This window comes from Nitrospinota bacterium, from assembly GCA_029881495.1.
Classification (GTDB): domain Bacteria; phylum Nitrospinota_A; class UBA7883; order JACRGQ01; family JACRGQ01; genus JAOUMJ01.
The window spans coordinates 1-20,611 of sequence record JAOUMJ010000023.1 but is presented as its reverse complement, the minus strand read 5'-3'; the positions used below and the strand labels follow the sequence as shown (position 1 = coordinate 20,611).

General features: G+C 49.1%; 18 protein-coding genes and 1 pseudogene. 14 read left to right on the top strand and 5 right to left on the bottom strand.

Annotation, left to right across the window (positions count from 1 at the left end; genetic code table 11):
* Positions 1-92 precede the first annotated feature (92 nt).
* Genes folD through OEY64_10015 form a run of 3 tightly spaced genes read right to left on the bottom strand, consistent with a single transcriptional unit; the run spans position 93 to position 2,491 of the window.
* Entirely contained in the window at positions 93-941 is an 849-nt protein-coding gene (folD, locus tag OEY64_10025) for a bifunctional methylenetetrahydrofolate dehydrogenase/methenyltetrahydrofolate cyclohydrolase FolD (protein MDH5543287.1), read from the bottom strand.
* Positions 938-1,591, bottom strand: coding sequence for a guanylate kinase (gmk, locus tag OEY64_10020; protein ID MDH5543286.1), 654 nt, complete (start codon positions 1,589-1,591; stop codon positions 938-940). The genes folD and gmk overlap by 4 nt, the downstream gene beginning before the upstream one ends.
* 21 nt (positions 1,592-1,612) lie before the next feature.
* On the bottom strand, positions 1,613-2,491 hold the full coding sequence (locus OEY64_10015) for a YicC family protein (GenBank protein MDH5543285.1): 879 nt from the start codon (positions 2,489-2,491) through the stop codon (positions 1,613-1,615).
* Positions 2,492-3,013: 522 nt separating this feature from the next.
* Here OEY64_10015 and OEY64_10010 point away from each other — a divergent pair.
* From OEY64_10010 to OEY64_09995, 4 genes are all read left to right on the top strand, one after another.
* Positions 3,014-4,873, top strand: a complete 1,860-nt coding sequence (locus tag OEY64_10010; protein MDH5543284.1) for a PAS domain S-box protein — start codon at positions 3,014-3,016, stop codon at positions 4,871-4,873.
* Positions 4,874-4,955: 82 nt separating this feature from the next.
* The gene (gene ileS / locus OEY64_10005) at positions 4,956-7,772 is read left to right on the top strand and encodes an isoleucine--tRNA ligase (protein ID MDH5543283.1); all 2,817 of its coding nucleotides are present in this window, start codon (positions 4,956-4,958) and stop codon (positions 7,770-7,772) included.
* Positions 7,773-7,776: 4 nt separating this feature from the next.
* Entirely contained in the window at positions 7,777-8,295 is a 519-nt protein-coding gene (gene lspA / locus OEY64_10000) for a signal peptidase II (GenBank protein MDH5543282.1), read from the top strand.
* A 94-nt stretch (positions 8,296-8,389) separates the two neighbouring features.
* On the top strand, positions 8,390-8,833 hold the full coding sequence (locus OEY64_09995) for a hypothetical protein (GenBank protein MDH5543281.1): 444 nt from the start codon (positions 8,390-8,392) through the stop codon (positions 8,831-8,833).
* Between the two features lie 104 nt (positions 8,834-8,937).
* Here the strand turns inward: OEY64_09995 and OEY64_09990 are convergent, their stop codons facing one another.
* Both OEY64_09990 and OEY64_09985 read right to left on the bottom strand, forming a co-directional pair.
* Positions 8,938-9,639: a hypothetical protein gene (locus OEY64_09990; GenBank protein ID MDH5543280.1), complete on the bottom strand. Its 702-nt coding sequence runs from the start codon at positions 9,637-9,639 to the stop codon at positions 8,938-8,940.
* A 43-nt stretch (positions 9,640-9,682) separates the two neighbouring features.
* Positions 9,683-10,054 (bottom strand): hypothetical protein, encoded by a 372-nt coding sequence (locus tag OEY64_09985; GenBank protein ID MDH5543279.1) that lies wholly within the window; start codon positions 10,052-10,054, stop codon positions 9,683-9,685.
* A 254-nt stretch (positions 10,055-10,308) separates the two neighbouring features.
* Between OEY64_09985 and OEY64_09980 the strand changes: the two genes are divergently transcribed.
* From OEY64_09980 to OEY64_09935, 10 genes and pseudogenes are all read left to right on the top strand, one after another.
* Positions 10,309-10,896, top strand: a complete 588-nt coding sequence (locus OEY64_09980) for a prepilin-type N-terminal cleavage/methylation domain-containing protein (GenBank protein ID MDH5543278.1) — start codon at positions 10,309-10,311, stop codon at positions 10,894-10,896.
* Positions 10,897-10,900: 4 nt separating this feature from the next.
* Positions 10,901-11,590, top strand: a complete 690-nt coding sequence (locus OEY64_09975; GenBank protein MDH5543277.1) for a prepilin-type N-terminal cleavage/methylation domain-containing protein — start codon at positions 10,901-10,903, stop codon at positions 11,588-11,590.
* Positions 11,587-12,195, top strand: coding sequence for a hypothetical protein (locus OEY64_09970; GenBank protein ID MDH5543276.1), 609 nt, complete (start codon positions 11,587-11,589; stop codon positions 12,193-12,195). Before OEY64_09975 ends, OEY64_09970 begins: the two co-directional genes overlap by 4 nt.
* Complete coding sequence (locus tag OEY64_09965; protein MDH5543275.1) at positions 12,186-15,929, top strand: PilC/PilY family type IV pilus protein; 3,744 nt, start codon at positions 12,186-12,188, stop codon at positions 15,927-15,929. The genes OEY64_09970 and OEY64_09965 overlap by 10 nt, the downstream gene beginning before the upstream one ends.
* Positions 15,926-16,234 carry a hypothetical protein gene (locus OEY64_09960; protein ID MDH5543274.1) on the top strand — a complete coding sequence of 103 codons (309 nt, stop codon included), beginning with the start codon at positions 15,926-15,928 and terminating at the stop codon, positions 16,232-16,234. The genes OEY64_09965 and OEY64_09960 overlap by 4 nt, the downstream gene beginning before the upstream one ends.
* 38 nt (positions 16,235-16,272) lie before the next feature.
* Entirely contained in the window at positions 16,273-16,962 is a 690-nt protein-coding gene (locus OEY64_09955; GenBank protein MDH5543273.1) for a DUF1573 domain-containing protein, read from the top strand.
* A gap of 209 nt (positions 16,963-17,171) precedes the next feature.
* Positions 17,172-17,633: a chemotaxis protein CheX gene (locus OEY64_09950; GenBank protein MDH5543272.1), complete on the top strand. Its 462-nt coding sequence runs from the start codon at positions 17,172-17,174 to the stop codon at positions 17,631-17,633.
* Positions 17,634-17,668: 35 nt separating this feature from the next.
* Positions 17,669-19,945, top strand: a complete 2,277-nt coding sequence (locus OEY64_09945; protein ID MDH5543271.1) for a hybrid sensor histidine kinase/response regulator — start codon at positions 17,669-17,671, stop codon at positions 19,943-19,945.
* A gap of 11 nt (positions 19,946-19,956) precedes the next feature.
* A pseudogene (locus OEY64_09940) lies at positions 19,957-20,292 on the top strand (response regulator).
* A gap of 138 nt (positions 20,293-20,430) precedes the next feature.
* On the top strand, positions 20,431-20,611 hold a 181-nt coding region (locus OEY64_09935; protein MDH5543270.1), incomplete at its 3' end, for a chemotaxis response regulator protein-glutamate methylesterase.

The window sequence follows — 20,611 nt, the reverse complement described above, 5'->3', positions numbered from 1 at the left end:
GGCCAAGAAATAAAAAGTAAAGATTGTGTAAACATATTAGACAGGGTATTTCCCCAGTATTAGCGGGAAAAGGGCAAAAATATCTACTACGCTTATCTGTTCAGCTTATAGGCTTCCAGGGTATTTACCATGAGCATTGCGATCGTCATTGGGCCAACCCCCCCGGGCACCGGAGTAATATAGCCGGCGACCTGTTTCACGTTTGCGAAATCGGTATCGCCAAAGATCCCCTCTTCTGTCCGGTTTACGCCGACATCAATAACTATCGCCCCCTCTTTAACCATGTCAGCTGTCACGAATTTCGGCTTACCTATCGCGGCGATGATTATATCGGCCCTCTGGCACAGCTCTTTTAGGTGCTTTGTTTTGGAGTGGGCGACTGTTGTTGTACAGCTTTCGTGGAGGAGAAGGGTTGCCGTAGGCTTGCCGACGATATTTGAGCGTCCGAGGACGACAGCCTTTTTCCCCACGAGGTCGACATTTATCCGTTTCAGCAGTTCGATTATGCCTGCGGGTGTGCATGGCCTAAGCCCTTTCGTGTTGGCCACCAGTCGTCCAACGCTCACGGGGTGGAATCCGTCGACATCTTTTTTCGGGTCGATCCGTTCTATTATCATGTTCTCATGAAGTTTCCCCGGCAACGGCAACTGAACCAGTATGCCGTCTATTTCAGGATCCTTGTTCAGCCGGTCGATCAGTGCAACCAGGTCTTTTTCAGGGATATCTTCGCTAAGTTTGTGTTCGATCGACGTGATTCCGGTGCTGTGGCACGCCTTTTTTTTGTTTTTTACGTATATCTCCGAAGCTGGGTCGTTACCAACCAGCACCACTGCGAGCGCAGGCGCGCGTCCGCCCCCCTCGATGAGTTTGCTCACCTCGTTCTTTACCTCACTTCTTATCTGTTGGGCGATCTCTTTTCCGTCGATTATTTTTGCGCTCATTGCTGATTCCTTCCTTTTGTTGGCGGCGGTATCGAAAAATCAGGAAATTTTGGATTTTTCCTTTCCGGCTTGGATCTCTCCGCCCTCACGATCCCCGATATTTCCTTTTCTGTCGTTTCAAGATCATCGTTCACGATAATGTAATCATATTTTCTGCACTCTTCTATCTCTTTTTTTGCCGTTTCGATCCGTTTGTTTATCCGTTCCGCCGTATCGGTCCCCCTGCTTTCCAGTCTCTGCCTCAAAACCTCGATTGATGGAGGGAGGAGGAAAATGGAAACGACATTGCTGAGGCCGCTGTTGTGGATCTTTTCCGCACCCTGAACATCAATGACAAGAAGAAGATCCTTTTTCCTTTTTTTAGCGTCGGAAATTGATTTGTAGGAGGTACCATAATAAAAATCGTGCACCTTCGCGTATTCAGCGAATGAGTTGTCGGTTATCATCTGCTCGAACAACGATTGATCAATAAAATGATAATCAATATCCTGCACTTCACCATCCCGCATGGGGCGGGTTGTGTACGAAATCGACTGTTTCATGTCCGGGATATGCTTTACAAGGTATTGGGCAAGAGTGGTCTTGCCAGCGCCGGACGGGGCTGATAGCACAAACAGGATTCCGCATCCGGGATTCCAGTTTGTAGTCATACTGTGATTTCCGCTTTTAGATTATTCAATGTTTGCGGCCTGCTCCCTGATCTTTTCAAGACAGCTTTTGATCTCGATCACATCCGTGCTTATATTGAAAAGCGTGCTTTTCGAACCGACCGTATTGGTCTCCCTGTTCATCTCCTGAAGGATGAACTCAAGTTTCCTGCCGTTTGGCCCGTGGTTTTTCACAAGTTCTCTTGTCTGGTCGATGTGTGATCTCAGCCGTATGATCTCTTCACTGATGTCGGAGCGGTCGGCAAGTATGGCGGCTTCGGTAATGACCCTCTGTTCGTCGGCCTTGAAGTCGGCGAAAAGTTCTTCGAGGCGCGCCCTCAGCTTTTCAGTGACCTCCTTTTTTTGGATGTCTTTTGTTTTGATTATCGATTCGGCGCATTTTTCGATTATGTCGAGTTGTGAAAGTATATCCTTTTCCAAGGCATCACCTTCGACCCGCCTCATCTCGACCAGTTTTTCAAGAGCGCCGTTGACGGTTTTCTGGATAAGCTGCCATCGTCCTTCGGCGTCATCTTCCGTCTCTTCGTATTTGAATATGTCTTTCATGGAAAAAAGTGTCGGCAGATCGATTTCGCCGTAAACCTGGAATTTCGAAACTATCGATTTGGCTCCAGCCATGTATTGCGTTACCAGGTTCTCATCAATGACCAGCCTTTTCTGGTTGTTTTCACTCTCCCCCAGCGAAACTGTGATCTCCACCGAACCGCGGGATATCTTTGCCGAAACGAGATCCTTGATAGCCTTTATATGCTCAAAACTTTTCGAAGGGAGGCGAACGGAGATATCCAGAAACCGGTGGTTTACGGATCGTATCTCAACGACGCATTTCAGTTTTTCATTTTCCGATTCAGTCCGGGCAAAACCGGTCATGCTCAGTATCATTCATCCACCGCCAATGTAAAAATTCCAATGTAATAAGTTGCGGTAAGTATAATCCATGGGATTCTTTTTTTGAATAGCATCCGCTAAAATCAAATATTTGACCTTATTTGTTGACCCATGATCAATGCGTAGCAAAAAGGCTATGTTGTGGACGACGAACCATGTAACAATCTATCTACAGAGTGCAGATTTGCATCATGAAGATTGTTTTGCATTTGATATTGCATTATAATTTAACATGTTTTTTAAAGGAAATCACTTATGAGGGATAGGCGTTTTAGTGGAGTAACGCAATTCGCTAGTGAAATTCTACATATGTCCAGGACGCTAACAAGCCCCTTCGTCTTGCCGTTTGCATGTTTCAGGATGTTTGGTTCTGCGTTCCAACTCCCTGCGTGGGCTGGATCTGCATTTCCGCATTTTTCACCTTTAATGGTTCCGAAATTGTGCTCATGTCCACTAAATATAAGTTGGGCGGTTAATCCGGCGTATTCGGACAAATTCTTATAAACGGGGCACCCTATGGATAGCAAGGCACCGGACAAGAGCGGAGAAATTTTTGGCAATATGATCAAAAATCGCGATGTCTCATCCAGTTTTCTGGACAATTCCAACGAGATGATAATCGTTGTCGACAAGGCCAGAAGGATTGTCAAATTCAACAAGACCGCCGAAAAGACATTCGGTTATGCAGAATCCGAGGTTATCGGCAAGAACGTAGTCATGTTGTACGCCAATGCGTCCGAGTCCGAAAAGCCGGCTCAGACAATGCAGGCACGTGGGGAATTTCATGGCTGGATCCTGAACAAGCGCAGGAATGGCGAGATCTTCCGGTCGTTTGTTTCCGCTTCGCAGATAAAGGATCTCGGTGGGAATATTATCGGCATCATGGGGATTTCCAGAGAAGAAGCGACGATCGGAGAAGTTGTTGCTAAAGGGAGCGCTATCGAAAGTGTTCGGGAGCTGTTGAACGGTTCTCGAGCCGCGGTATATGTAAAGGGGGAAGACGGAAAGTTTGTCATGGTGAACAAGCGTTTCCTTGAGTTGCATAATCTGGAAGAGGATGCCGTAGTCGGCAAAACAGGCGCAGAAGTATTTCCGGTGTCGTTCGCGCAAAAACTTTGGAAGAGCGAACAGAAACTTTTCCGGGAGGTCAAGCCTTTTGACAGGGAAGATACGGAGATTGTCGACGGAAGGCCAAAGGTATTTCTGACCAGCTGTTTTCCTATCCTGGACAAGGAGGGGAGGCCATATGCCGTTTGCGGACTGTCCATAGATATAACGGACAGGAAGAAACGGGAGGAAGACCTTATATCCGCCAAGGAGAACGCTGAGAAAGCTACAGTCCTGAAAGATAAAATGCTCTCGCTTGTCTCACACGACTTGAAAGGTCCGCTCGCTACTATTATCAGCACAATGAGGGTGCTGATTTCCACTCCGAAATACGGGATGGGGGATGAAGCGTTGAAGCTGGTCAATTCATCGATATCTACGGGTGAATCATTGATGAAACTGATCGAAAGTCTGCTAGACATTGGAAGGCTGAAGACCGGCGCGCTAAAACCGGTCTTTGGCTTTGAAGATATGCATTATCTCATTGCCAGGAATTTTGATTATTTTTTCCATCTTGCCGCGAGCAAGGGGATAGAGGTTGTAAACGATGTTCCGAGGCGTACGCGCATTTATGTGGATTCCGCGCTCTATCATGAGGTTGTGAGAAATCTCCTCTCCAACGCGATAAAATTCAGCAACAGAGGGGGGAAGGTGCGCCTCTACCTGCCTTACGGTGAAAAGACTTCCCTTGCCGTGAGCGATTCAGGGGTTGGTATAAGCCCCGACATTATCGAGTCGCTGTTTGATTACCAGATAAAGACTTCATCAGTTGGAACAGGGGGGGAACTGGGAACCGGTATGGGATTGCCTCTCTGCAAGGAGATCGCAACTGCGCTTGGCGGTAATTTGGTTGCTGAATCAGCAGTAGGCGCGGGGAGCACATTCTATTTTTCAGTGCCGGAGGTAAAACCCGAGGTTCTAATAGTGGATGATGACAAGTTCCTTCGGAAGCTTCTATCCAAACTGATCGGCACACTCAATGTTGAGATCAGGATTGCCAACAGCTGTCCTGAGGCGGAAGAGATGATAAACGAAAGCCAGCCACATCTGATCCTGGCCTCGACCGGAACGGAGAACGCATGCGGACTGGAACTTTTGCAAAAGATACGCTCAAACCACCTGACCGCATCTCTTCCATTTATCGCACTTATGCCATCCGGAGAGATTGTCAAAAAGGATGAAATGTTCCGCGCCGGGGCGAACGATTTTATCACCAAGCCTTTTGTCCCCGAGGATCTCCTGCCGCGCATCCGCAAACTCATAGTCTGACAGCCCCATGGCGTCGATTATTCCGTTTCTTTTTGAATGGAGTGTTGATTAGTTGGTGATGTGAAAGTAAACTTATCCGACTATGGATTACAAAGATACCCTGAACCTTCCTCAAACCGACTTCCCCATGAAGGCGGGGCTGGCAACGCTTGAACCGCGCCTGCTGGAGGAGTGGGCGGACATGTATCAAAAGATCCGCAAGGCAAGGACCGGCGCGCCCAAATATATCCTTCACGATGGCCCGCCGTACGCAAACGGCGACATCCATACGGGGCATGCTCTTAACAAGATCCTCAAGGACATGATAGTAAAGATCAAAACCATGCAGGGATTCGACGCCCCTTACGTTCCGGGGTGGGATTGCCACGGACTCCCTATCGAACTCCAGGTAGACAAGAAGCTTGGCAAAAAGAAGGGGGAGATTTCCCGCTCGGAGAAAAGGAAGCTCTGTCGTGACTACGCCTCCGAGTTCGTTGACAAACAGAGGGAGTCGTTTAAAAGGCTCGGCATCTTCGGGGATTGGGAGAATCCCTACCTCACAATGAATTATAAATATGAAGCCGATACGGTAAGGGAGCTTGCAAAGTTCATTGAGAACGGCTCTCTATACCAGGGATTAAAACCGGTGCACTGGTGTGTTTCCTGCTGCACGGCTCTTGCGGAAGCCGAGGTGGAGTACGAAGACCATGTATCCCCATCCGTGTTCGTCAAGTTTCCCCTTTGGGAAGGGGAAGCAGAAAAACTAGGCCTCCCTTCCGACAGGGAGGTTTCCATTCTGATCTGGACCACCACCCCCTGGACAATCCCCGCCAACCGCGCGGTTGCGGTGCACCCCGGGTTCGACTACTCCGCAGTGGAGTATAAGGACGGTATCCTCATTCTCGCCACGGAGCTTGCCGGAAAGGTTTTAAGCAAACTTGGAGTAGACGACGTAAAGAGCGTTAAGACCTTTAAGGGGTCGGAGCTGGAAAATGTCGACACGAGGCATGCCCTGTATGAAAAAAGATCCCCGATTATCACAGGTATGCATGTAACCCTCGAACAGGGTACCGGCGCGGTTCATACAGCCCCGGGGCATGGGCAGGATGACTATATAGTCGGATTGAAGTATGGCCTTGAGGTCTATAACCCGGTGAGGGGTGACGGCAGATATGTAGACGATCTGGAGTTCTTCGGAGGGCTCAAGGTTCCGGCAGCGAACGGCGACGTGATTGAAAAGCTGTCATCCACAGGGAGGCTCCTCCATGAGGAGAAGCTGGGGCACTCATACCCCCACTGCTGGCGATGCAAGAAACCGATAATCTTCCGCGCAACCGCGCAGTGGTTTATCAGCATGGAGAAGAATGATCTGCGGGCGAGGGCTCTTGAGAACATCGGCAAAACCAAATGGGTTCCCGCATGGGGGAAGGAACGAATTCACGGAATGGTCGAGGGGCGCCCCGACTGGTGCGTTTCGCGGCAAAGGTCGTGGGGCGTGCCGATAACCATTCTTTTCTGTGAAAAATGCGATGAACCGCTGATGAGCGCCGACGTGGCAAGAAGAGCCGCCGACATGATAGAGAATAAAGGGGCGGACGTCTGGTTCGAGCTTGACGCAGGGGAGTTCGCCTCCGGCGCGAAGTGCAAATGCGGAAGCGACAGGTTCAGGAAGGAAGAGGATATCCTTGATGTCTGGTTCGATTCCGGAGTGAGCCACGCGCTGGTGCTTAAAGACTGGAAGGAGCTTTCATGGCCGGCCGACCTCTATCTTGAGGGGAGCGACCAGCATAGAGGGTGGTTTCAAAGCTCGCTCCTGGAATCGGTAGGTACCGGCAATCCCGCACCGTATAAAACGGTACTTACCCACGGATACGTCGTGGACAAGCAGGGGAAGAAGATGTCGAAATCGGTAGGCAACACGATAACCCCCGAGCAGGTGGTAAAGAAATACGGCGCGGAGGTTTTGAGGTTATGGATATCTTCCGAGAACTATATGGAAGAGGTGAGGATATCCGATGAAATTTTAAAGCGCCTTTCCGAGTCGTACCGCAAAATCAGGAACACCTTCCGTTTCTTGCTTAGCAACCTGTATGATTTTAATCCAGACAAGAATTTCGTGGACAGTCACAGATTGCCTGAACTCGACAGATACATATTGGATCGCGCCTATCAGATGCAAAAAAAGGTGCTGGAGGCATTTGACCGCCATGAATATCATGTCCTCTACCACCAGATTAATAATTTCTGCGTAGTGGATCTAAGCTCTTTCTATCTTGATATCGTCAAGGACAGGCTTTATACATATCCTGCAGAGTCAGATGGACGCCGCGCCGCTCAAACGACCATATACGCACTCACGCAACTAATGGTTCGGCTGGTTGCTCCTGTTCTCAGCTTTACAGCAGAAGAGATATGGAAGGCGATACCCGAAGATTCATTGTGCCCAAAAGGCTCGACTGTGCATTCCGAGGAATTCCTTCATGAAGGGTGGTTCCGGTTTGCAAATTCAGAGGAAACTTCCGGTAAACGCCTTATGGCGCTGTTCAGCGGGAAGGAATTCGAATTTCGAAAAAAATGGGATACCATCCTTGAAATTCGTAACCGGGTATTAAAAGTGCTTGAAGAAAAGCGGCGTGACAAAGTAATAGGTCATTCGCTTGATGCGAAACTTGAAATATCGGCATCCGGCAAGCATCAGACTGTTATGAAGGAGTATGAGGCCGAGCTTCCATTTATATTCATCGTTTCACAGGCCGTGGTGAAACCCAAATCAGAGGGGGAGATGGAGATATCGGTATTGAAGGCCGATGGGGAGAAATGCGAAAGATGCTGGAATTACTCTACGGATCTGGGGAGAAACAGCGAACACCCGGCCGTATGTGAACGATGCGCGAAACATCTTGCTGAAAGCGGGGTTTGATACCATGAACGGCCCGGCTTTTCAGAAGTATCTGCCGCTCATTATCTGGTCCATTGTCATCCTCGTAGCTGACCAGGTAACCAAGGAGATCATAAGAAGGAGCCTTGCCGAGGGGGAATCGGTTTCTGTTATCGACGGCTTTTTCAATATCGTGTTTGTCTGGAACCGTGGGGGGGCATTCAGCTTCCTTGCCGGGATAGACTCCATTTGGCGCGCGATATTTTTCAAGGCCGCATCGGTGGTGGCGCTCATCGTAATTGTATTCATTTACAGAGATGTGGAAGAGGATGACAAGGTTATGAAGTCGGCCCTCATTCTCATATTCGGCGGCGCCCTGGGGAACCTGTGGGACAGGTTCCTCTACGGTAAAGTAACCGACTTTCTGGACGTCTATTTCGGGACATACCATTGGCCGGCGTTCAACGTGGCGGATTCGTGCATTTCGGTAGGTGTGACGCTGGTAATAGTGAAAACGGTATTGGATTTATCCTCCGGAAATGTCTCGGATACGCCAAAGAAGTAGCATCGCCGCCCGGTTTGCCTTACTCCTCATAAAGGGATAATCTACTAAAGGGAAACTTGGTTTTTTCCGATATGGAAGAAACAGGAGGAAATTTATGAAAATAGACGTAACAAGCAAAGTTGGCGGGAGCGGGGAGCTTCCACAAAAGAAAACGGAAAAAACCGGCTCTACGCCGTTTGATTCAGTGTTGAAAGAAGCTATGGCGGAAAAAGCTGTTAAAGCTGATGCACCGCTTGCGACGCCCCCTGTTCAGAGCGTCACAGCTACTCCGAAAGCTAGCAATTCGATAAACCTGCTTGCAGTTGGCCAGCTGGAATCGCTTCTCGATGATCTGACTATCTATAAAAACTCGCTTGAGAACCAGGATGTTCCGATAGGGCGGATAAAACCGATGGTTGATTCCCTCAAGGAGAGGAAAAACGACCTTGTTTCATTGCTCAAGGTTGTCGACGACCCCGAATTAAAGATGCTTGTCTCGCAGGCGGCGGCTCTGGTTGTCGACGAAAACAGCCGCTTCCACTCTTCTTCGTCAAATTAAATTTCGATTTCCGCTTCACGGCTCTCCGTGAAGCGGGCCATGCGGGAAAATCCAGTTATTTTTAGTATTGTTTTAGCGTAGCACCGTTGTTTTAGCGGTGACGGCTAGAATTTTTCCAGCGCCGATTCTTCGATCCTTCTGATGTAAGCGCGCCAGCTGTCGTAGGCTTCCTTGAAAATTTCATTATCGGAAACGGTTATTATCAGTGCGCCTTCGCCGGTTTTGCTTTTTACAGGTTTTACGCGTACCTCGTATCTCTTTTCAACGTTGAAATAGATATGCTGGTTGCGGTCATAATCCTTCTTGTCGTAATTCCCGTATTTCTCAATGTATTTTTCAAGAAGTCTTTCACCGCTTACTACTCCTTCCCCCGCGCAGACAAGATAGTCGTAGGAGTACAGGATGATCTTTATAGCGCCCTCCCTGGTTGGGGGATGTGAGAGAAACCTCGCCCCCTGGGGTGTATTGCATGCCAATTCATCCGATGTGCTGAATATTGATATTGGAATTCTTTTGAGGAAAATGCCGAACAGGTCAATGTTGAGCGGTTTTTCAACAAGTATCGTGAAATCAGTTTTGGACCGCTTCTCAAGGTCCACAAAGTTTCCGCTGGCGGTTTCGGTAAATCCGGGAAAAATTGAGCTGAAATGCTGCAGCCGCATCCCGGTCATTACATCGCCGTATATAACCCGGTTGAAGTGAATTTCCGCACTCTTCTCCTCCTCCGGGTTCGCCGGTATCGCGAATCCGGCAATTGTCATAAAGATGATAATCGTTTTAATTCTGCAGAGCCGATTTTCAATCATCGCTCTATTCTAGCGGAATTTCCTGAAAAATGGATTGAGAGGGTCAAAATCGGGAAAACCGAATGGAAGCATCGTAAATTAATATCCCGTATTTATCAGGTTTTATGTGATACGGAGGAACCTCGAACCAGTAAAGCGCTTTTTCGCCAGGTTTGTGTGGTCCGGGTGTTACCTTTATGCCCGGTACGTGCGGATTTGAAACGAGGTAGAGATCCTTTGGATTTTCTGCTTCGTATCTGTATACCCACCCATATACAAGCTCAATGTCCCTGCTCGTATTATTTGTCAAAGGGAAAATTATTCCATTTTTTCTTTCAGAGTCCTCCGGCTCGTCGTGAATGGTCACATACCATGCGGACGCTTCGCCGGAAAAAAGTATAGTTAGCAGTAATGCGGGAATTGCGAAATACTTCATATGATGCTTTTCGGTTTATTGGATGAATTTGTTAATATTGTTGCAGAAGAGTGGGGAGACCGATATTGGTAAAAGTGTATGATAATATATACTTGGCATGTTGAGCGGTCTATATATATGGCTAAAATGTTGCAAATTTGCATTCTTTTCTCTTTTATATTGGTATGGATTATGCATAAATCATAATATTAGCCGCTAAAAGGCTATAATATGTGCAAAAGAAGTAGCTGTTTTTAATGGAAAAAAGGTAATAGATGAGAAGCGAATTCAACCGCGATATGGCAAGTTTCCGGCGCAGGGAGATTTATTGCACTCCTGTATCGGGGTGTGAAGGCTTTTCACTCCTGGAAAGCCTGGTAGCTATCACCATCTTTTCAATCGCGCTGTTGGCGCTTTCGTCGATCTCTCTTTCTGTAGTAGGGGGGAATGTCTCCAGTTCCAGATATATTGAAGCAAGTCTTCTTGTGCAAAAGACAATAGAAGATCTAAGAAGTATAGATTTTAATCTGGGCGCGGATATGGCGATTGGCGGCGGCGACGATACGATAGGCGCCGGGCTTGGCAACTGTTCCATAGCAAACGATGCTGAAACAGATCCGGCTACGCTATTTGCGGATCCTGATTACAGCTATACGGTCGACGCAAACGGATTTGAAGTTTTTCCCCTTGCCATTCTGCAGTGTCCGTCGGGTCTTGCTGTCGCAAGTGAAATGAGGAGGACATGGTCCATAAGGGATGATGATCCGGTGGCCGGCATGAAGACGGTCTACGTTGTGGTGGGATGGTCCGAAAAGGGTAGCCCAAGGTATGTTTCGATAGCTACGGCGATAGTCGGAGAATAGGAATATGGCAAATATGAATCTGGATCAGAAAGGTATAACTCTGGTGGAGCTTATGGTATCCATTGCCGTAGCTTCAATAGTCATGCTTGCCATATACAGGATGTTTGATTCGCAAAACAAGCTTTTTGCCGGCGAGCAGAAGGTTGTATACATGCATGGCAGCGAACGGAACGCAATGGATACATTGTCGAAGAACCTCCGGCTTATCGGATATGACCCTGGAGAGGCGGGGCCCGACAGATTCGGGCTTACCGATTCAACTTTTTCCGCAGGCACTTCATCCGTGATAGTTTCAACTACAGAGATATATTTTACGGCCGACCTCGATGAGGATGGCGAAGCGGTTAATCCGCCGGTTTCGGGCACGCGGAGCTCGACGAGGGAATTCCTGGCGTTCAGGCTGAATGGATCCAATCTTGAACAAGCCAATATTACGGATCTGGCCGGTACCATCGGCTCATGGAGGGTCGTTGTGGAAAATCTGACGGCGCTGGCATTTGTCTATAAATATGAGAACGGGACGATAAGCACGGATGTCGGCCTCCCGACCAACGCGGTTCTGGAGAGGAATTTCGACAAGGTTGTTGCCATAGATATCAACGCATCCTTTCGCACGGAAACGGTGCATAACCTTACTAAGATGTACAATCTGGAATCAATTACCACGAGGGTTTCATTGAGGAACAATATATGAAAGGCTGGATGGCTGTTTTAAAAAATGAAAAGGGTGTTGCTCTTGCATTCGCCCTCCTGATAACGATGGTTCTCGCCATATTCTCCCTTGTTGCCGTGAACAGCACAGGTTTCAGCCTTCGGTTCAGCGGGGAATACAGAAATAAGACAAAGCTGATGTACCTTGCAGATGGCGGCGCCGATTACGGCGGCGGACTGGTGATGCGGGCTGTCGGTAACGGTTTAAAGGTAGCGGCTATCGATACGGGCAGTGCGAAAATAACGATCAATAACACCGATACGAATTCTGACGGCGTTACCGACCTTGAAGATGAGCTGAAAGGGGACTCCGTTAACGACCCTGATAGCTATAACGACGCCATTCCGGACGCTCAGGTCGATTTGGCGGGTGAAAAGGTGAACGTCGATATCGATTATGTGACCAGCAGAAAGCTGGCCGGGACATCCTCCGAGTTCGGCTCGCGCTATGAAGGGATAGGTAGCGGGAGCGCGGGGAGCGTTGCCCTCTATTACAGGATAGATTCAAATAACACTTCCAATGCTGGAAAGTCGGCCACGGTAAGGGCAAAATTCAAATGCGTTGAAGGGGGTGCCAGATGTCTGTGATCAATAGGCATAGAATAATTGCCGTTGCTCTCCTCTTGTGCGGCTTTACCGCAAGCAGTGCGCGGGGCGAGACAAACGCCGACTACTCGCATACCCCTATTTCCATGAGCAACACTGTAAAGCCGAACATCCTTTTTCTGATGGATAATTCGGGGAGCATGAATGAGCGGGCCTACCTCGGCGTATACGACCCTGCGACGACCTATTACGGCTACTTCACTTCTGCCTACAAGTATAGCTATGCAAGCAACGTCTTTACGATAAACGCCGCCGGTCCCTGGAGCGGGAATTTTCTCAACTGGGCGACAATGAGGAGGGTGGACGTTTCCAGAAAAGTCGTCATGGGTGGGCTTGCCACATCGAGGACGGGCGGAGGAAACCAGCAGAACAAGGGGGAGGCCTCTTCCGCAATGTGGGATAGGATGTTTGCCGGCCCGCTTGGCGTCACTGCCGGCATAACCCCTTATCAGAATGATGCGACATACACCTATTCGTATAAGCTCGCTGGCGGAAATATGAGTGTGATCCGAACTACGATAGCCACGGGAGTCCAGTTGGTGTTGGCTACCTTTACCCTTTCGATTCAAAAGGACCAGGCCCTGGAGCCGAATGATTTCGTTTCGGGAAACCTCGCGGGCATCATGCAGAGAGTTGAAAACCAGGCGAGGTGGGGCCTCGAATTCTTTAATAGCGGCAGAACCCTGGCGGAAGGGGGGCCGGCTAACGGAAGGGATGGAGGATACATCTCCCAAGCCATCACGGGTACCGGGTATGGAACCAACTTCATAACGAACTTTCAGACCGAGCCGGCAGACGGATTTACCCCGCTGGCGGAATCGCTCTGGATAGCCGCTGGGTATTTTGCGTTCTATCGCCACCCTACTTTGGGGAACATGGATTATGGGGTGAACGGGAACCTCCCTTCGAATGTAATAGGCAACGACCCCTTGTACTATTCGGAATATGCCGGCTATGTATCTTGCGGTAAAAATTTCGTGATCATAATTACTGACGGTGAACCAACTTACGATGAAAATATCGTTCCTACCGTGCTAGACCCTTTAAACAGACCTCTGACAGATTATGACAATGACGGCAACGATGCCGTTGCCAACTCGGATTTTCTGGACGATGTCGCCCTCTACGCCCATGTGGGGGATCTTCGAAGCGATATCGCGGGAGATCAGAATCTGACCATTTACACAATATTTGCGTTTGGTGATTCTGTGGCCGCGGAGACGATCCTGCAAGAGACTTCTAAAAACGGTGCGTTCATTGATTCCAACGCCAACAAAATACCTGATCTTCAAAGCGAGTGGGACGTAAACGGCGATAATATACCGGACACCTACTTCAAGGCATCGGATGGCGCACAGCTGGAGTCGAAACTCCTTGAGGCGATAACGGATATTCTGAACCGCGCGACATCGGGAACAGCCATATCGGTTCTTGCGACATCCTCTTCCGGCGCCGGGAATATTTTCCAGGCTTACTTCCTGCCGAAGAAAACCGTCGTAGAGGCAAGCGGCACCAGGGACATCGACTGGCTTGGGCATCTCCTCTCTTTCAACGTAGACCCGCTGGGGGCGATGAGGGACAAATTCGGGAACTGCATAGGTTTTGAATTTGATATCGTTCAGAACCAGACGGTGGTGAAAAACCTCTCTGAAGTGAACGGCGTCTGCACCACTACACCGGTCAGTTCCGTGCCGCTCGTTTCATACAGCGGGTACAACTGGGATGCCGGGGAGAAGCTGCTGAGTGCGGTTGCGCCCGGAGCAAGGAACATATACACATTCCTGGATTCAAACGAAGACGGTGTCTGCAATGGATGCAGCGGCCCCGCTACGGGGGAGTTCATCTCGTTTAATACCGGAAACTCGGCGGCTCTTGCAAAGTATATGAAGAGCGCGGATCCGGCCAACCTGATCAACTTCGTAAGGGGGGCCGATGTAGTCGGCTATCGTGACCGCAACATAAGCGGGAACGAATGGAAACTTGGGGACATTGTAAATTCGACCCCCGGAGTGGTCTCTTCTCCGGCTGAGGCATACGGACTTCTTTACAGAGATCCCTCCTATAACATGTTTTCCGACAAATACAGCGTGACAGGATCCAGTCCCAGAGACGTTTATGCCTATGTAGGGGCCAATGACGGGATGTTGCACGCAATCAGGGCGAGCAATGCCTCTGCGACCGTGCAGGATGGCGCAGAGAGTTGGGCGTATATTCCATACAACCTCCTCCCGCATCTGAACTGGATGGGGAGCCTTACTTACTCGCGCGTGGAGTATGTTGATATGAGGCCAAAGATCTCTGACGTGCAGATATTCCCATGCGACGCCATTCATGTAGGCTCAAACTCCGCTGGCAAATGCTGGGGGACCATCCTCATTGGAGGAATGGGTAGTGGCGGAGGGGAGATAGCCGACGCGGGATTTGACGTTGACGGCGACGGTGACACAGCCGCGAATTTGAGGAAATGGAGGTCGGCATATTTCGCCCTTGATGTAACGGATCCGAACTCGCCGAACCTCCTTTGGGAATTCGGGCACAACCTCACCCGGTCGGGACTGGTTGCGGATGACAATGAACTGGGATTCGCGGCATCATACCCGGCTATCGTAAAGGTTGGGACAAAATGGTTCGCCGTTTTCGGCTCAGGTACAAAGGCCGCCTATGTTCCAGATTATCAGGGGAACTCAAACCAGACGGGGAAGGTATTCGTAGTCGATCTGGAAACTGGAACGCTTGCCGCGAAATTCGCGGTTTCGGACGCGACCTCATACTTTGCGGATCCGGTATCGGTGGACATTGATTTTGTTTCAGATAATACCGTTTCCCCCCCCATTTACAATTCGGACGCCGTATACATAGGTGAAACCTATTACAAAGCCACGGGGGGTGGTTCGTGGAACAGCCGAATGTGGCGAATAGTTATAAACAACGACCCTAACCCTGCCAACTGGCAGATGTCCCTGCTGCATAACTCCGCCGTAGGGCAGACAATTTCCGCGGCTCCATCAGTATCAAACGATACAGAGGGGCCGCTCTGGATCTACTGGGGGACCGGGAAGTTCAAAAGCACCACCGACAAGGCGGACACTGCGGTTCAGGGTGTATACGGGGTCAGAGATGTTTGCTGGGACAGGGTTACCGGAGCATGGGATAACGCATGTTTGGGAGCGGCATCCTTGAATTCATCGGCGAGCTACGGCTCCCCAACGGTAACGAATCTTCTCGATACAACGGCAGTTGTTGTCTCCAAGGGGGGGGCCATAACAGGCGGACCCGGCGGGATAACCACCCTGCAGGGATTGGCAGATGAAATACTCGCCAATTATCAGGGGTGGTACATGCGTCTTACCACTTCCAAGGAGAGGGCTCTGAATAAACCGTCCATCGTGGGTGGCGTAGTGCTGGCTACAAGTTTTATTCCGAATACGGATGTTTGTGGCTTCGGCGGGTTGAACTACCTCTATTCGCTTTATTATAAAACCGGTACAGCCTACAAGGAGTCTACGATAGGCTATAGCTCTTCCAATCCTGATATTGTCCTCAAAAGATCGGAAACGGCAGGCACTGGGCTGGCCTCGTCCGTTGCGATACACGCGGGGAGAGAGGAAGGGGCCGTTGCGTACATACAGAAAAGCACGGGTGAGGTTACAGAGGTCAAATTTGACACTGTAATAAATATTAAAAGCGGCATCGTTGCATGGAGGGAGGTCTGGTGAGGATTTTGCTGGCTTCTCTGTTGTTATTAGGTGTAATTGCGGACGTTTCATTGTCTGCAAATGGGGATATCACCAGAATCGAATCAAAAGTTGCCAACGTCGGTCTCGATAGGGTCGGTGTGGATTTTGTCGAGATTAACGAAAGGAAGATACTTGTCATTCCCGATACAGTGATTATCGGGACTCGCGGCACGGCTGTTCCATTCTCCAGCCTGATGGCTGGCATGAGGGTGGAGCTTATATATTATTTTAACGATGAGTATGCGCCGGTCGCAAAATCAATAAAGGTTCTTTCCAGGTATTAGCTTTGGGCATTCTTTGTTTCCGCCGACTTTTTTTCGTATTGGCATTTCTGCTTATTTCTCCCGTTCTTTCCCATGCCGATGGGAGGCTTGAGTTTCAGGAGAAGATCTGGAATTTCGGAAAACTTGAATCATATAACAGGCAGACACACACATTTAAATTCACTAATACGGGAGATTCCGAAATAGAGATAGTTGACGTAATAACCTCCTGCGGATGTACAGCTGCGATAGCCGGGCAGAGTAAGATCGGGAAGGGGGAGAGAGGGGAGATAAGGGTTTCATTCAACCCCGTCGGACAGAGCGGTCAGTATAAATCCGATATCAGCGTATATGTGAAAGGCGTGAAAGATCCCTATACCCTGGTTATCAAGGCCGATCTATCCTTTGCGGAAAAATTTGTTCACAAGGTGAAGGTGCCGGCCCCAGAGATATCCGTTACGCCTGGTGTTGTTGATCTTGGGAATGTAGAGTTTGGCAAAACGGTTTATTACAAGGTTATCGTCGGTAATAGCGGTGACGGAGATCTTTTTATACGGAATTTTGACGTTTTAAACGAGTCGTCCGGCTTGCCATTAAGTAAAAAGGGGATAGGAAAGGGGAAGCGTGTTGAACTTACGGGATATTTTTTTGCCGACGTTAAAGGGGCTATTCACGATTTTCTGGTAATCAGGTCAAATGACCCAATTACGCCACTTTTCCGAATAAGGATTATCGGCACCGTTAAGTGAAATACGTTCTTATGTCCGCGTATGTTTCCGTTCCTGCAGTTTATTTTCTGATAAAAGCCGCTGTCGGGTTTTGTAACAAGAAGTTGCGAAAATGTTCGGGATTTCGTAAAATCTTAATTGGCCTATCAATGCTGGGAATATTGCTTCGATAGCGAAGGGGGCATTTTCCAAAAGAAGAAAACTTTTCTGCATGGAAGTTGGAGATTTTAATGAACGCTGATTTTGTAAATCCTTTTCTTAAAGCTACGCTGAATGTCCTTGAGATGATGGCGTTCGTAAAGCCTGTTGCGGGCAAACCGTATTTGAAAAAGGATAAAGTCGCATCCGGTGATATTTCGGGAGTGATAGGCCTTACTGGAGCCACCAAGGGAGTGGTGATCATCAGCCTTTCAAAGGAGGCGGCGTTGAAAATCGTCGGAGGCATGCTTGGCGAAACTCTCACTGAACTGAACGACGATATAAAGGATGCCGTGGGCGAGATCACAAACATGATTTCGGGAGACGCAAGAAGAGCTCTATCGGAAAAGGGGCACAACTTTGAAGCTGGACTGCCAAGCGTTATAACGGGGAAAAATCACGAAATCGAATCTATAACCAGCGGCCCGACAGTTGCAATACCTTTCACGGTGGATGGCGCTCAATTTGTGGTGGAGACGAGTTTCGAAAAATAATCCTTTTTGCTGTTTTCCGATGATAGGGGGGAAAGATGGTTGACGAAAAGGATGAAATGCGTGAGATCGTTGCCGATTTCGTCACCGAAACACGGGAAATCATCGAGGGTCTCGATAACGACCTCATTGAGCTGGAAAATTCTCCTGACAGCATGGATCTCATCAACAAGGTTTTCCGATGCGTCCATACTATCAAGGGAGCCGCCGGATTTCTTGGTTTTACAAAAATTGTCGACATCGTACACAATGCCGAAAACGTTCTGAACAAATGCAGACAGGGGGAATTGAAGATGACCCCTACGATCAATGACGCTGTATTCAAGGCTTCTGATGCCATAAAGACGCTTCTTGGAAATATCCACGAAAACCGGGAACTTTCGATGGATATTAATCCCCTCCTCGAAGATTTAAGAAAATGCATGATTACTACAGACGCCGCTCCGGCGGCGGCTGTCGCAAAGAAGCCTTCTGCGGAAATGACCGGAACAGGGAGGCTGATTGTCGAGGAGGAAGCTGTCTCGGAGACGGATCTCCTTGCTGAGCTCGGGATCGAGAGAAGGGGACGAAGGGATTCGGAGGAGGTTCCCGCCAGCGGCTCGAAATTGCCGGAGAAGGTTCCGTCAAACCTTGAGAGGAGGCGGTCGCCTGAAGAAGGTCAAAATTTCGGAAGGCGTGAAACTGATAAGGCGGAACAGACTATCAGGGTCGATGTGACCAGGCTTGATGAAGTTATGAACCTTGTAGGCGAATTGGTGCTTGGAAGGAACAGGATACTGCAGATAGCTTCAGAACTGGAGCAGGCTCATGAAAACGATCCGCTTGTTCAGTCTTTGTCTGATACGGTTGGACAGATAAATATGGTTACCGCGGACCTCCAGCAAGGGGTAATGAAGACCAGAATGCAGCCTGTGAGGAAGGTGTTCAGCCGTTTTCCGAGGATGGTTCGCGATTTGGCGAAGGCTTTGGGGAAAAATATAGAGCTGTCGCTTGAAGGAGAAGACACAGAGCTCGACAAGTCTGTTATGGAAGAGATAGGCGATCCGCTTGTCCACCTGGTACGAAATGCGGTCGACCATGGAATTGAGATGCCGGAACAGCGGAGGCAGGCCGGTAAAGCGGATGAGGCGAAGATCACTCTGGCCGCATTTCACGAGGGGAACAGCATAATAATCGAGGTGAGAGATGACGGCAAGGGGATGGATCCTGAAAAGCTGGTCAAAAAAGCGATAGAGAAGGGGATTGTGCTGGAATCGGAAGTAGATCGTATGAGCGAAAGAGATAAGTTGAACCTCGTGATGGCTCCCGGATTCTCCACCGCGGAAAAGACAACCGATATTTCGGGCCGTGGCGTCGGGATGGATGTTGTCCGAAACAACGTCCTTAAATTGAACGGCACGATATCGATTACAACGGAAATCGGAAAAGGGACGACATTCTCCATAAAGCTTCCGCTTACGGTTGCGATCATTCAGGCGTTGATGGTGAAAGTGGGGATCGAATATTTCGCCCTTCCGCTGGTTTCGGTAGTCGAAACCGTGAGGACATCGGTAGACTCGCTTCAGTATGTCGATCAAAGGGAGGTTATACATCTTCGCGATGAGGTGTTGCCTCTGTTTCGCCTGAAAGATGTTTTCGAGATCACCACGGATGAAGATTCCGGCAGGGACGAAGACTGGATGTATGTGGTAGTGATCGCTATCGCGGAAAAAAAGGTTGGAATTGTCGTTGAGGAACTCCTCGGTCAGGAAGAGGTTGTAATCAAGTCTATCGGGAAATTCATACAACCCAAGGGGATTGCTGGGGCCACCGTTCTTGGCAATGGGAAAGTGACCCTGATAGTGGATCTTGGCGGGCTGATGGAGATTATTGAAGAAGGTGGAAATGTCCTGGCGGTCGGTGGTACGCCGAGAAAATCAAACAGCAGCAAAAGCGGCTCCAAGGGGAAGGCTGTAAAAAAAGTGCTGCTTGTCGACGATTCGAATTCAGCCAGAATGATGCAAAAAAAGTTCCTTGAGGATAAGGGCTTTTCCGTGGTTGAAGCGAGTAATGGGATAGAGGGTTTGAGAGTGCTTTCGGAGAATAGAGAAATAGGCTTGGTAGTCACCGACATTATGATGCCCAAAATGGACGGTATTGAAATGACCATGAAGATCCGTGCAGACGAGAAGCTGAAAACAATTCCTGTCGTGGCGCTTTCTTTCGTGACGGAAAACGTGAAGAGGGAGGAATGCTATAAGGCCGGGATGGATGATTTCCACACCAAGACAGACTTGGCAGGTGTGGTTAAAACGGTTCGAAAATACATCAGTTGACGTTTCAGAAAATGGACAGAAAAAAGCCGATTCGAGTCCTGATTGTCGATGATTCCGCCCTTGTTCGGAAGATGCTTTCCATGGCCGTCCAGGAGGATGGCGATATGGAGGTCGCGGGTATGGCCAGCAATGGACGCGAAGGCGTCGAAATGGCTGAAGAGCTTAAGCCGGATGTTATTACGCTGGACATCATCATGCCTGAGATGAGCGGTCTTGAAGCGTTAAAGATCCTGAAGAAGAAGAGCTCCGCCAAAATTCTTATGATAAGCTCCCTTTCGGAAGAGGGGGCGCATGCTACTTTCGAAGCGTTATCGATAGGAGCCGAAGATTTCATTACGAAGTCGTTTGGAGATACTTCAACATCCAACATAAAGTTCAGAAAGAAGGTCGCCTCCAGAATAAAGGACCTGATTGCCCAAAAGGCCCATGAGCCGGCAAGAGAGCAAAAGCGGGAGGAAGTTAAGCCGGTTTTCAGGGAAGCGGAGTTGGTCGCTATCGGTACGTCTACCGGAGGTCCAGCCGCACTCCAAAAACTGCTGCCGGAGTTTGATAGTAATTTCCCGGTAGGGGGTTTGATAGTTCAGCACATGCCGACGGCATTTATACCCCCCTTTGCGGAAAGGATGAACCAGTTGAGCAAAGTCTCGGTGGTTGTCGCCGAAAAAG

What these genes read in the sequence shown, in the direction of transcription:
- folD (MDH5543287.1), bottom strand. Translation starts at nt 941, where the DNA reads ATGAGCGCAAAAATAATCGACGGAAAAGAGATCGCCCAACAGATAAGA.
- gmk (MDH5543286.1), bottom strand. Translation starts at nt 1,591, where the DNA reads ATGACTACAAACTGGAATCCCGGATGCGGAATCCTGTTTGTGCTATCA.
- OEY64_10015 (MDH5543285.1), bottom strand. Translation starts at nt 2,491, where the DNA reads ATGATACTGAGCATGACCGGTTTTGCCCGGACTGAATCGGAAAATGAA.
- OEY64_10010 (MDH5543284.1), top strand. Translation starts at nt 3,014, where the DNA reads ATGGATAGCAAGGCACCGGACAAGAGCGGAGAAATTTTTGGCAATATG.
- ileS (MDH5543283.1), top strand. Translation starts at nt 4,956, where the DNA reads ATGGATTACAAAGATACCCTGAACCTTCCTCAAACCGACTTCCCCATG.
- lspA (MDH5543282.1), top strand. Translation starts at nt 7,777, where the DNA reads ATGAACGGCCCGGCTTTTCAGAAGTATCTGCCGCTCATTATCTGGTCC.
- OEY64_09995 (MDH5543281.1), top strand. Translation starts at nt 8,390, where the DNA reads ATGAAAATAGACGTAACAAGCAAAGTTGGCGGGAGCGGGGAGCTTCCA.
- OEY64_09990 (MDH5543280.1), bottom strand. Translation starts at nt 9,639, where the DNA reads ATGATTGAAAATCGGCTCTGCAGAATTAAAACGATTATCATCTTTATG.
- OEY64_09985 (MDH5543279.1), bottom strand. Translation starts at nt 10,054, where the DNA reads ATGAAGTATTTCGCAATTCCCGCATTACTGCTAACTATACTTTTTTCC.
- OEY64_09980 (MDH5543278.1), top strand. Translation starts at nt 10,309, where the DNA reads ATGAGAAGCGAATTCAACCGCGATATGGCAAGTTTCCGGCGCAGGGAG.
- OEY64_09975 (MDH5543277.1), top strand. Translation starts at nt 10,901, where the DNA reads ATGGCAAATATGAATCTGGATCAGAAAGGTATAACTCTGGTGGAGCTT.
- OEY64_09970 (MDH5543276.1), top strand. Translation starts at nt 11,587, where the DNA reads ATGAAAGGCTGGATGGCTGTTTTAAAAAATGAAAAGGGTGTTGCTCTT.
- OEY64_09965 (MDH5543275.1), top strand. Translation starts at nt 12,186, where the DNA reads ATGTCTGTGATCAATAGGCATAGAATAATTGCCGTTGCTCTCCTCTTG.
- OEY64_09950 (MDH5543272.1), top strand. Translation starts at nt 17,172, where the DNA reads ATGAACGCTGATTTTGTAAATCCTTTTCTTAAAGCTACGCTGAATGTC.
- OEY64_09945 (MDH5543271.1), top strand. Translation starts at nt 17,669, where the DNA reads ATGGTTGACGAAAAGGATGAAATGCGTGAGATCGTTGCCGATTTCGTC.